This is a genomic window from Njordella calcicola (assembly GCF_056494125.1).
Genome location: NZ_CM151396.1, coordinates 551,228 through 563,775, shown reverse-complemented (window position 1 = coordinate 563,775; position 12,548 = coordinate 551,228). Strand labels below are relative to the sequence as shown.

Annotated in this window: 5 protein-coding genes; all 5 read left to right on the top strand. The window is 52.4% G+C overall.

Features of this window, described 5'->3' with window-relative positions:
- Window positions 1–19 precede the first annotated feature (19 nt).
- Genes SH302x_RS02045 through SH302x_RS02025 form a run of 5 tightly spaced genes read left to right on the top strand, consistent with a single transcriptional unit; the run spans window position 20 to window position 12,459 of the window.
- Window positions 20–934: a DUF58 domain-containing protein gene (locus SH302x_RS02045; protein ID WP_479366939.1), complete on the top strand. Its 915-nt coding sequence runs from the start codon at window positions 20–22 to the stop codon at window positions 932–934.
- Window positions 931–3,228, top strand: coding sequence for a BatA domain-containing protein (locus tag SH302x_RS02040; protein ID WP_479366937.1), 2,298 nt, complete (start codon window positions 931–933; stop codon window positions 3,226–3,228). The genes SH302x_RS02045 and SH302x_RS02040 overlap by 4 nt, the downstream gene beginning before the upstream one ends.
- The gene (locus SH302x_RS02035) at window positions 3,228–5,576 is read left to right on the top strand and encodes a hypothetical protein (protein WP_479366936.1); all 2,349 of its coding nucleotides are present in this window, start codon (window positions 3,228–3,230) and stop codon (window positions 5,574–5,576) included. The genes SH302x_RS02040 and SH302x_RS02035 overlap by 1 nt, the downstream gene beginning before the upstream one ends.
- A complete protein-coding gene (locus tag SH302x_RS02030) occupies window positions 5,573–11,386 on the top strand; it encodes a hypothetical protein (RefSeq protein WP_479366934.1) in 5,814 nt (1,937 codons plus the stop codon). Before SH302x_RS02035 ends, SH302x_RS02030 begins: the two co-directional genes overlap by 4 nt.
- Before the next feature lie 26 nt (window positions 11,387–11,412).
- Window positions 11,413–12,459, top strand: coding sequence for a prenyltransferase/squalene oxidase repeat-containing protein (locus tag SH302x_RS02025; RefSeq protein WP_479366933.1), 1,047 nt, complete (start codon window positions 11,413–11,415; stop codon window positions 12,457–12,459).
- The last annotated feature ends 89 nt before the right edge of the window (window positions 12,460–12,548 follow it).

Genomic DNA, 12,548 nt, shown 5'->3' with positions numbered 1-12,548 from the left:
TCTTCCTAGCGACATTCCTATGAGCCGTTTGCGTGCCGATGAAAAGCTCTTAACTGCTGACACAGTTCGCGATATCCAATCGCTGCAACTGTTTGCTCGACATATTATCGATGGACTTTCCATTGGCCGTCACGCTTCGCATCATAAAGGCTTTTCTACCGAATTCAAAGAGCACCGCTCGTATGTCCCAGGTGATCAATTGCGATCGTTGGACTGGAAACTTTACGGCAAGACCGATCGACTTTATATCAAGCAGTTTGAAGAGGAGATCAATCTGCAATGCATGATTGCCGTTGATGGTAGCGCATCGATGAATTATGCAGGCAGTCAGTCCAACGGTTTGACCAAGTATCATTTCGCTTGTGCACTGGCAGCCTGTATTGCTTATCTGTTGCTGCGTCAGCAAGATGCGGTGGGCTTAAGCCGTTTGACCGATCAAGTTGCAGACTATATGCCGCCTCGCAGTCGGCCGAATTATCTGCAGGAGTTGACGCGGACATTGCTATCGCAGACCGATTCGTTCGATGCTCCCCTATCGTTAGCCCTTGAGAAATTGGGAAGCCGCCTGCGTGGACGACAATTGGTTTTTATCATCAGCGATTTGCTGGATGATGCCAGTAGTTTGCTGAGAGTCTTGAAGTTGATTCGCGGAGCGCGGCACGACGTGGTAGTGTTCCAAGTGTGGGACAAAGATGAACGCGATTTCCCGTTTGCGGAGATGGTGGAGTTCCATAACCTGGAAGCCCAATCGCGTAAGCAAACAGTTAACTGTAACCAAATTGCTAATGCGTATCGTGAAAACGTGCGGCTGTTTCAATCGCAGTTGCAATCAGGTTGTCGCGAGCACGGCATCGATTTGATTTCATGTACGACAGATCAATCCTGCGGCGACATTCTGCGTGAGTTCCTGCTCGGAAGGAACCCTCGCCTATGACGTTCTTGAATGCTGCTTTGCTCTTGGGTGCTTTCGCGGCGGCCGTCCCATTAATCATCCACCTCTTACATCGCACGAAAGTCCGCGTTGTCCCTTGGGCCGCCATGCAATTTCTGGCTGGCGCTATCGAGCGGCGTTCTCGCAAATTGCAGTGGCAACAATGGTTGCTACTGGCGATTCGTTGCGCTATCCCAGCACTCTTGGCGCTGGCCATGGCACAACCTGCACTGACATGGATCCAAAACAAACTTGGTGCCGATTCGATGTCTCCCATGATTGTCCTCATGGACAACAGCTTGTCGATGTTCGCATCCGGCAATAGCGGCGAGGCTCCTACGGCCACGCAAACGCCAATGAATCCGGCCGCCATGAGTAAGCTTGCGTCGACCATTCGAGCAGCGATCGCTAATCCGCAGATCTTGATCAGCAACTTAGAAGGCTCCAATCCACCGCTGTCCTTAGCTGCGGATTCGTCGTTAGAGTCCAGTATTGCGACTCAATTCGCTCGCCCGAGCGACAACATTATCAGCCAGTTGATCACGGCAGTGGAACTGATCGCCAGCGATTCGGAACTGGCCAGCAGTTTTTCTACCAAGCCGACGCTGGTACTGGCCACAGACTTCCGACAGTCGTTTGTTGACCAAGCTACTGCAGAACGCAAACGCCAGTTGCGCTCGCTGCTGACAAGTTCTGTTGAGATGCCAGAGGTCATTCTGTTGCCTACCCAAGCGCTCGCCGACGACAAGCAGCGAGCAAGCAATCTGGCAATCCATATCGAACGTACGAGCGATGCCCTGGTTGGCCCAAACCAGATAGCGAACGTCAATTTCACCGTGGGTAATTTTGGTTCCCAAACAGTCGATGACGTGGTAGTCGATTTCCAAATCAATGGCACGACCCAATCCACGTTTCGCACGTCGCTAGCGGCAGGGCAAATCGAACAGCGATCGTTGCAAGTTCCTCCGCTGGCCATGGGTAATCACGCTTGTGAACTACGCTTGGATCGGGCTGATGAGTTTATGTTGGATAATCGGGCGGCTTGGATTATCCAATCGATCGCACCCCAGCCCGTCTTGATCATTACCGGTGATGCGGCCGAATCCAGTGGAGATTACTTGAACTTTGCCATTGTGCCTCCAGAGTTAAACTTGGCCGCGGAATCAGAATTCACGGCTCTTCCTCGACAGTTTCAAGTCTTAGGCCCTGTGCGACAGAACGACCAAGGCAACATCAATAGGTTGCTAGCTGCGAACCCTAAACACATTGCGATATGCAATGTCAGTCGGCTAAATAGCGACCTCTTTCGCAAGCTGATCGACCAAACGTCCAACGGTTCTCTGATGATCTTGGCAGGCAAGGATTTCGATACGAAGTGGTTCAATCAGATTCAACAGAGTTTTCGACGTGAACTACCCTTTGCGCTGACTGAAACCAACATCCAAGCTCCTGATCAGCAGTTGCTGTTTAGCTCTACCAGTTCACTAGACCTTTCGAAGAATCTATTTGGTGCAATCCGCGATCTCGAAACGGCCTTCCTGCTAAGGCGATACCGTGCACTTGAGTTCAACGGAATTGACACGCCGCCCGATGCGACGCTGACTGCGTCAACATCGATAGAGGCAGAGAGCATTGCGGACCTACCCGTCGCGGATACCCTTGCAACTAGCACGAGCGGTGCCCCTGTTATTGTGTTGATTCGAGCAGGCCAAAGATCGGTGCTGGTATCGGGTTGCGACTTCCATCCTGATGATACAAATTTCCCGATTCGCCCTGCCTTCCTCCCGCTGATTCAAACCTTCTATCAATCATTATTATCGCAAGACCTGGACCATCGTAATTTATTGGTGGGGCAACCATTGCCAAAAATCCAAGCGGAACTATCTGACCAGTCCAGTAGCCCGCCGCAGTGGCACCGTGGCCTTGCCGCCACTCTCACAAGCCCGCTGGCAATGCAAGGCAAGGCCAAGCTTATGGTGGCCGACTTGCCTGGCTTCTATCACGACGCAAGTGTTCAAGATGCCGAGCAACCACCCATCTACGTCGCCAGCCAAGTTAACTGGAGCGAATCGGATTTGACGATCCTAGATCGCAGTTCGGCGCAGCGTCTGGCGAACGAACTAGGTTGCAAGCTCTATGAGCCGCAGTCGGGTTCTACGTCCGCGGGTCCCGAACAAGCGGATGCTCCCATCAACATACCGCGTTGGAATGTTTGGCGTTGGATGCTAGCGATCTTGCTCTTGGCTTTGTTTGCAGAATTGTTGCTGCAGCGTAGCATGTCGAGGGGCGCCATCTGATGCGATTATTTTCCGCCAGTTCATTGTCTGCCCCAGCGATTCTCGTGTTTGCCACGCTTCTGGCCGGGCTTGCGTTCTGGCTTTACTGGAGCGAGCTTTCTAAACGCAACCGCCAGTCGGTGTTGACGTATTTGTTGCCCTTGCTGCGAGCGACTGCGGTGTGGTTCGTTGTGCTCATGCTGCTAGAACCCTCGCTGGCACTTCGCCATATCGTGGGCAAACCTAGCCAACTATTGATTGTCGTGGATGATTCGGCCAGCATGAGCAGGATGGATGTCGATGATCAAACTCGTTGGCATAGCGCACTGGAGCTTGTGCTGGATGACCAACGATTATCGTTGGCGAAACTGGCTGACCAATTCGATGTGCGTTTGATCCGCAGCAATGGGGAAAAAGAAACGACGCTTTGGACTGGCAGCAGCTCCATGGTGGAAAAGCCACCGCTGCCAAGCTTGGAGTCCATCCTGCCAGCTTCCCCAGTGGCAATGGTCAACAATCAGGCTTCGACACCCACCCTTTCGCCACTTTTAGAACAAGAGTTTGCACCGAAGTCAGCTTTGGGCAGCTTGGTTCAGGATAATCCGCAATCTGTTATCCTGATGCTAACCGATGGCGTAACTACGCATGGCACATCGTTGTCTTCGGCTGCACGGAGCAGACCAGACGATTCGCCACCGTTATTTTTTGTAGGATTTGGAGCCCAAGATAAGGTCAACGATGCAAAGATTCTGGCCGTCAATGCACCCGAGCAAATCGACCAGCTAGATTCACTGGCAGGTGAAATTCGTTTTGAGGCTGATGTCCAGTTTCCCACGCGTGTGTCGATCTTGCACCGCAATAAAGTGCTCTGGTCACAGACGATATCCGATGATGCAGACAGCGCCCAGCGAGTTACCTTTTCCTTTCCCGTAAAAGACATCCTTGATCAGTTAGGTTTTGATGATGCGGGCGAGGCGGGTTCGCTGCTTGCAAGACGGTCGACCTTGCTGGAGTTTACGGCGCGTGTTGAGCAAGAGACCGACGATATCGAACTGCGGAATAACTCATTAGATTTTGTGACTTGGGTTAGCCTATTACGCAATCGAGTGCTGATGGTCGATAGTCGCCCCCGTTGGGAAAGCCGTTACATTCGAAACGCATTGGACCGTGACCCTGCCTGGCAAGTTGATGCGATTTCGGTGGCTACCGATGAAGGCCAAGAGCAGTTTTTGGCTGTCGCTCAAGATAACGATCGTCTGTCGGAGTATGACTTGATTGTCCTGGGAGAACTCAGTGCGGAAGTGATGCCACCTGCGGTTCAGCAGCAGCTTGAGAACTATGTATCGCAGATGGCGGGTGGTCTGATCGTGATTGACGGCGCCTATGAATACTATCAAGACCCCGCGCTGCAACTCTTTCGCGAACTACTACCGATCGAATACTTGGATTCGACGTCGAGCGCTAATGCTTTTATTCACCTGTACCAAGCGGAGTTGACCGCAGCCGCCGCCAACGAGCCGACTTTCATGCTGCCTCCCAAGCAAGAGGACGGTGAACTGGACTGGAAGGCCTTGCCTCCTTTTTATCTGCAAGCGTCAGTTCGCGCCAAACCGGCTGCCACCGTATTGATGAATGCTTTTCACCAACCTTCGAAAACAGAACGACCTGTCTTTGTCGAAATGCGAGTCGGTGGTGGCTTGGTGTTTTACAGCGCATCAGATCAGACGTGGAAATGGCGTTTCAAAGTCGCGGATCAAGTCCACCGCCGCTTATGGACTCAGATCTGCCGAGCGTACTCCAGGAAGCCTTATCTGATCCACTCAGATTCGATCGATATCGATGTAGCTGCGAAGCTTTTTCGCGAAGATGAACCCATTCCCGTTCGTGTTCGCCTAGATCCACAACGATTCCCGAGCAACAACCGTTTGGTGTACGCAGTCATTACGAATAAAGAGACCGATGAGCAGTCGCGTTACCAATTGCAATCCGATCCAGTGATGCCGACCATCTACCGAGCGACCTTGCCCGCGATGGCTGCGGCTCAATACGAGTTCACCGTGGAAACCGCTGGGATGACGGCATTGCAACAATCGCTGTCTACCAGCATCGTCGTGTCTGGCGATTCGCATGACGAATTGCTGAACTCCTACCAAGATCGAGCTGGCATGACGCAAGCCGCAGAGATCACGGGCGGAGCGTACTGGCCGTCGGGCGATACCGCAGACCTTATGAGCCGACTGCAATCGATTGCCACAGGTAAGATCGTTCGAAGCAATTTTGCACTTTGGAAATCCTTTTGGTGGTTTGTACCCGTTATCATGGTTCTTGGTTGTGAGTGGTTCCTACGCAAGCGGAGTGGTTTGGTATGAAGTTCAAAAGCCGTTCTTCTCAGAGTGATGCCACGCGGAATGTTCCTGCCACTAGAACCGATATTCAGTTAGAAGCCTTAAGGACCTACCTACCTGAGTCGACGTTCCAACGTCTAAGCTCCATTGCCAAACGCATTCGCAGCGTGCTGGTGACACGTTCGATATGTATTGCATGGGTTGTCTTGGCGCTAGCCACGCTTATTGGAATGCTACTGGATGCCAGTTTATACCTGTCGCAGAACTGGCGTTGGGTATTGTCGGGGTCCATCTTTTCAATTGCGATTGCGACCTTGCTGTGGAACTTGCTTCCTAAGTTGCGGCGAGTGACTTCCGCCCGCTGGTTAGCTCAAGTTGTTGAGTCGGCTGCCCCGCAGGTCAAGCACAAATTGCTTTCCGCACTCGACCTGGCTTGCGAACCACTACTCCGCTACGGCCAATTGCTCAGCACGTCAGCCGGAGCCGCTACCGCAACTCGCTCAACTGGTTCGTCTGAATTTATCGACGCGTTTCAATTGCAAGTCGCGGGGCGAATGGAATCGATTGCCCCTCATCATGTACTGAAGTGGAACTCGATTCGCCAATGGGTAACTGCTGCGATAACTTTACTAGGACTTTTCGTAGGTTGCTTGCTGGTTCCGCAATTGTCATTTGCAAAACGGGTGGGACGAGTCTGGTTGCCGGCACTCAATATCGGTCGGCTGGTGAGCTATGAACTGGCGATTGAAACGCCACCGTCACCTTGGATTGAGATTCGCAATGACTTGTTCTCGGTAAATGCCCGCGCGATTGTGGGCCAGCCAGCCACAGTATTTCTAGAAGTGGAGGCCAGTGATGGCAGCGAATCTCGTAGGGTCGAGATGCGTGCGTCCGAGAGTGATACACAGCGATTCACGCAAAATCTCGCATTGAGTTCCGCGTCGGCCAGAGTTCGCGTGGTGGCATTGGATTCCGCCAGCCCCTGGTACCTGATTGAAATTGTCGACCGTCCCACCCTGTCGCCCAAGTCGATCACGCTACGTTATCCCAGCTATGCGAACGTACCGCCTTTAACCATCGACGACTGGAACGGTACGATCGATTGTGTGCGAGGGACGCAAGTGGAAACAACGTTTGCCTCCACGTCGATCGTAGGTTCCGGGCAGCTTCTGTTTACCAAGGAAAACAAAGCGAGAAGGAACCGTGGCCCGGAAAACGAAACGCCGGATAGCATTCCGCTGCAGATTCGCTCAGACAATCAACAGTTTGCTAATTTCGATGTTTGGAACACAGGACGTTATGCCATTTCCGCAATCGACCAGCGTTCAGGCAAGCAAACCGACACAACGCGCAGCTATACGGTCGAGGCCCGCGAGGACCTGCCGCCCAAGTTGCTGTGGCTATTGGATTCTCCCAGCCGCGCAAGATTCATCTCCGCCCATGAATTGATCCCGCTCACCATTGCAATCAACGACGAATTTCCGCTGGATAAGTTACAAGTCCAATACTCGATCGACCAGTCCGACTGGAAAGATATTGACCTGCCTATTCCAGAGCAAGCCATTGCGCAAGCCCAATGGATACTTGATCCGCTCACCCTTGGAGCCCGCGACAATCAGTTGTTCGAAATCAGGTACGTCGCTACAGATCGAAAGAAGCAATCCACCAGTAGCGAAATCACGCAATGGCTCGTGAATAACTCCTACGCTTCCAATGACCGCTGGACGCTTTTGAATCAGCGATTTCAACTTGTCGCACCGTTGCGAGATGTCTCGCAGCGATGGTCGCAGTGGATGAAGCAGTCTGACGAGTTATGGCAGAAATCGCCTGAAGAAACGTTGAACCACATCAAATCCCTGCCAACCAGTCTTGAATCGATTGCCGAATGCCAAGCAAACTTACGTGCGATCATCGATCAATCGGAAGATCTGGTTGAGCAAGATGCGATGATCGATCTATCGATATTCTTGCGGCAACTCACTCAAATTCAACTTCCGCGTCTGCAGGCTCGAATCTCAGCTATTCAAGATCGTGAGGACAAGAACGAGCTGAATCAAATTCGCAATGCGGCTCGTGAGATCACTCGTGCTTTCGAACAAATCGACAAATCTAATTACCAGTTATTCGGCGAAGACTTAATGATTGCTGCCAACCAAGATGTGGCTAGCATCATTGAAAGCCAACGGAGCGTGCTGAACTCTAGTTCCAAGCTATCATCCAATCAGATTCGCGATCGACAAACCGCTATCGGAGGAGTCCTGGCGACTCTGCTCGATCGCTTAACGCGGTATTGCAAAGCGTTCCGCGACTCGGAGCAGTCGTCGTTCCTACTTCAACTTCGCAATCTACGGCAGACACAAGCCAGTATTGCCAGCACGACGGGACGAAACCTGTTGCAGAACAATGCCTATTGGAATACCGACGAATCCAAACGTTGGATTGACCAAACGCTACAACAAATGGAACAGTATCATCGCATGCACACGCTGCTGGATGGGTTCTTTGGCCAGCATCGTGAGAACCGAAACAACGTGGCTCCCTATCTAGCGGCTTGGGTGCAACCTTTACAACAAATTGCGCAAGCCGCTCAGCGTATCTCGACCACAAACGGCCTCTCCAACAAGCTAGCTCAAATCGTCGCCATGCAGCGTGAGGTCCAACAACTGGAGACGTTGCTATCGGAAACAAGATCGGCGGAAATGCTCCGAAGCAACATCGATCGATTCTATCTTTCGGACGTCGGCAACCTGCGACGTGCCTTGCTGAACGTCACGCAAGAAAGCTTTGGCGAGGCGACAGAGCAAACCTCGGCATTACAGGAAATCCTCAACGCTGCAAAAGTTTTGGCCACCGCGCATCGCAATAAACTCGCGATCGATGCCACCCAACAACTCTTGCAAGCGGAACTTGATACCAGCGCCAACGATGCATTGTTAAGAGCAGAGCAACCTCGTAACTTGACAGACCTCGCTTTCCACGTGGAGGCATCTCGCCAGCAATCTCATGAACTCGCATTTCCAGAACTTGTCCGTGAAGCGTGGCAGGCTGCTTCCTGGAGCCCGATGGTGCAAGTCATATCGGATTCGATGAACAATCGTCGTTGGTCTCGCGACCCCATCCAGCGCGTTGGTGCTGGCCTGCGAGAACTTGTCGACACATTGGAGCAAGCTCGTCGATCGACAGAACCGCGTATCAGTGAGGCTCGCGCGATCATCGCCAAGTATGTACCTAAGATCTCGGAAATAGCACAAGACGCAGCGAAAAAGGTAGCGGAAACCAAAAAAGCGATCGAAGCCGCTTCAGAGACAAAACCAAAATCTAAGCAAGAAGAAGCAACCAAAGCGATTGCGGCGCTGCAGCAAGGACTGCAGGACCTCGCTGCGGTTCAAGATCTTTTAACAGCAGAACAAGCGAATGTAGCACGCGATGCAGACACCGCAATTCGTGCCGTTGACGCTGCGGCGCAAAAGGCCGAACAAGCTCTGCAAGCGATGCATAATGAGCTTTCGAATTCTCCAAATGCCGCGACACAATCGCCACCAAGTACCGATGCCGCAAAGCAATCTGCTGCGGCCGAAGCTCAAGCCAGCTTGCAAGACATTCTCGAAAAAGTTGGCGCTCACTTTGAACAACTGGAACAAGGGCAACCCAGCGGCGAAGCATTGTCACTGAATCAGCAGCAATCGCAACAAGAGGCCGACTCACAAGCAAACGCTCAGCAGCCAAAGGCAACCAATTCCAAAGAAAATGAGGCGGCTTATGAAGAAGCCGAGTTCCTACGTGAGCTGGCCGCGATGACCCCGGAAGCCATCCTTAAGCAATTAGAAAACGAACTCCCAAAACGCCAGGAAATGCAGGATAGCCTTAAGACGATTAACACGCAAAGCCTCAATCAGATTTCATCTACGCTGCAAAGCGTCGGCACCAAACAGCGCGAACTTACCCGCGAGTTAGAACTGTCCGACCCGATCACGCAAGCCAAATTGCAGAATAGCGTCGAACAAATGCACCAGTTCGCTCGGTTGCTGCGTAAGCTGAGCGATCAGCAAATGAATTGGACCTTGCAGACCACCGGTCGATCACAACTGTCCGATGTTCAAGAGCCACTCAATCAAGTGAAAAATGATCTCTACAAACTTTCGGACAGCTTCTCATCGGCGAATACCGAAAGGACCGTCCAAGAACTTACAACCAATCTTGCCAATCTGAAATCACAAGTCCAAGAGATGCAAGAAGGTTTTCGTTCCATTGCCTCCAAGATCAATGAAACGGAACCCAAGCCCGTCGCCAGTGATGAACGCCAACTGCGTAATTTGGAGCGGGAAGCGAATGACTGGCAAACTCGTTATCGACGTGAAAATGAAAACTGGCTGCAAGGCGAAGTGCGTCATCGATCCAACCATCAAGAACAACAAACTCGACAAATTGAAAACCGCAAACGTCAACTGGAGGAAGCCAACAAACGTTTAGAAAAGGAACGTGAACGCTTCGAGAAATCGAAACAGTCGGCCAATGACCAGCAGCAACTGCAGCGTGCTGAGCAACAGATCACCGAAGCCCAGCGAGAGTTGGCAGCAGCTCAACTAAAAGCAGATACCGCGGCGGAGATGGCAACGCTCGCCAAAGCCTTGGCCGATAAAGCTCAGTCGAATCAGCCTGCAGAGCTACCCAAACAAAACCCGCATCTTGGTTTGGCAAAAAGCTTCTCCGAACAATCGGTTGCACTGCTGGATGACATCGCGAACCAAATTGAACGAATTACATCCGATGTCGCCGCCATAGAGCCGCCTCAATCACGCACGGACAGCGCTCGTTCAGCGGGCGAGAAAGAATCTGCTCTTACCAAGGATGTCCAACGCAGTCAGCGAGACTTGAATCGTACCAGTCGCCATGCCCAACGGCTGGAACAAGAATCTGCCACCCAGCAGTTAGCTGAACTTGCGGAAGCAACAGGCAAGTTAGTTAATGAGCACATGCAGCCCGCTGCGGACACGCTTCGCCAAGCGACCCAATCGCCAACTCCGGACACTTTACCCGATGCAAGAATCGAAGGTGGCTCGTCAAGTTCCGCCATGGCCAACATGAAACAAACGCAAGAAACGGTTCAAGACATTCGTGACAGGCTCGATGCGTTAACGCAAAGCTTACCCACACCAACGCCGCGGGCCGATGGGACGAATGCGACAGCCCCTCCTGCCAACACTCCCCGCTCGCCAACTCAACTGATGCAGCCGAATTTTGGCGACTACCTGTCGGACCCAGAGATGGCTCGACTGCTGGATGATCTGGATCGTATTGTTTTCGATCGCAATCGAACTCAAGACCAGAAAGGGCAGCAAGCTCAACAAGCCCAAGATGGACAAGGTGAGCAAAGTTCGCAATCTGAAAGTGGCCAACAAGAGGCCTCCAATCAGTCGGCACAGAACGGCCAGAATCAGTCCGGCTCTCAAGGCAAACAGGCCGTTCAATCAGCCGCCGACAAACTAGCGGACATGCTCGCTCAACAACGCAGCTTGTCCGAGAACCAGTCAGGCCCCTCTCAAAAAGGCCCGCCATCCAAAAGCCAGCAGGCCAGCACTGGACAATCCAAAAGCATGTCGACTTCCCCAGCGGCCGGCGACGTGGAGACACCGGAATTTTCCGAAGCGGGAGCCGTTGAACCCGGCAGCACCCCCGACGGCCTAACGATTAACAAGAATTGGGCCAATCTTCGCAGCAGCGAGTTAGAAGAAGGCACAGGTCAATCGCGTCAAGCTTCCGATTCGCCATTCCAATCCAGCATCAATGCTTACTTCAAAGCGTTATCCAAACTCAAGTCGTCGCCTCAAGAATGATCCATCCAAAGACCCTCGTCGCAGTCATGCTTGCCATCATCTGCCAGCATGGCATGCTCGTAACCATACTTTATGGACAAGCGGCGTCCGACTATGAAGTTGCTATCGACCGTGGCATCAACTACTTGCTTTCGCAGCAACGTGCAGATGGCTCCATCGCTGACCGCTCCAATGCGACCGCGATGACCGCGTTGTCTTTGATGGCCATGGCCTCCACGGGATTGCTTCCAACGGATCCCACTCCACGCGGGGAAGCGATGAACCGCGCGTTGCAGTTTATGTTGGACGACAAACGTCACAGCAGCAACGGTTACTTTGGTGAGCAAGACGGTTCACGCATGTACGGGCACGGGATTGTGTCGCTGATGTTCACGGAATTGGTCGGCATGGGGATTGATCCAAAGCAAGAAGAAACGCTGCATGCTAAATGCAAACTAGCCATCAATTTGATTTTGGCATCACAACGTATGCCTAAATCTGTGGAGTTCCAAGGAGGCTGGCGGTATTTGCCCAACAGCAATGATTCCGATCTATCGGTTTCTGTGTGGCAGCTTTTAGCTCTGCGATCAGCGGCCAATGACCAGATGGATGTACCGCCAGAAGCGATCGCTCAAGCGATTGCTTATCTCGAACGATCGTATACCGGCCGTAGAGACGAAACCGGCAAGCCGTTGGAGGACAATGGTGGATTCGGTTATATGCCCGGGGGTGGGAATCCCTCTTTTGCGATGACGGCTGCAGGCATGTTAGCGATTCAAATCTGCGGCCAGTACGATTCCCCGCTGGTATTAGCAGCCGAACGTTGGTTGCGCGAGCATCCACCGACGCAAAGCGAGCGTTTCTTTTATTATGCGATGTATTACTATGCACAAGCGATGCATCAGCGCGGCGAGAGTACTGCTGAGGAGGCGCAGCGTCGCGTGCTGGAGTTGCTTTTACCGCTTCAGAATTCTGATGGTCGCTGGGAAGCTCGCAACGGAGAAGAAGCCGGTGCAGGCGCAGTTTATGCAACCGCGATGAGCATATTGAGCCTTAGCGTCAACTACCACTTCCTGCCGATCTATCAGCGGTAGGAAATAGCGGCCACAAGTAATCGCAGCCCCGCGGAAACATTTCGGGGTACGACGTTCATCACACATTCGTAATGTTTAATGCGACATCT

Bases quoted from the DNA above. Each gene is read 5' to 3' on its own strand.
- SH302x_RS02040 (WP_479366937.1), top strand. From the start codon at position 931: ATGACGTTCTTGAATGCTGCTTTGCTCTTGGGTGCTTTCGCGGCGGCC.
- SH302x_RS02035 (WP_479366936.1), top strand. From the start codon at position 3,228: ATGCGATTATTTTCCGCCAGTTCATTGTCTGCCCCAGCGATTCTCGTG.
- SH302x_RS02025 (WP_479366933.1), top strand. From the start codon at position 11,413: ATGCTTGCCATCATCTGCCAGCATGGCATGCTCGTAACCATACTTTAT.
- SH302x_RS02030 (WP_479366934.1), top strand. From the start codon at position 5,573: ATGAAGTTCAAAAGCCGTTCTTCTCAGAGTGATGCCACGCGGAATGTT.
- SH302x_RS02045 (WP_479366939.1), top strand. From the start codon at position 20: ATGAGCCGTTTGCGTGCCGATGAAAAGCTCTTAACTGCTGACACAGTT.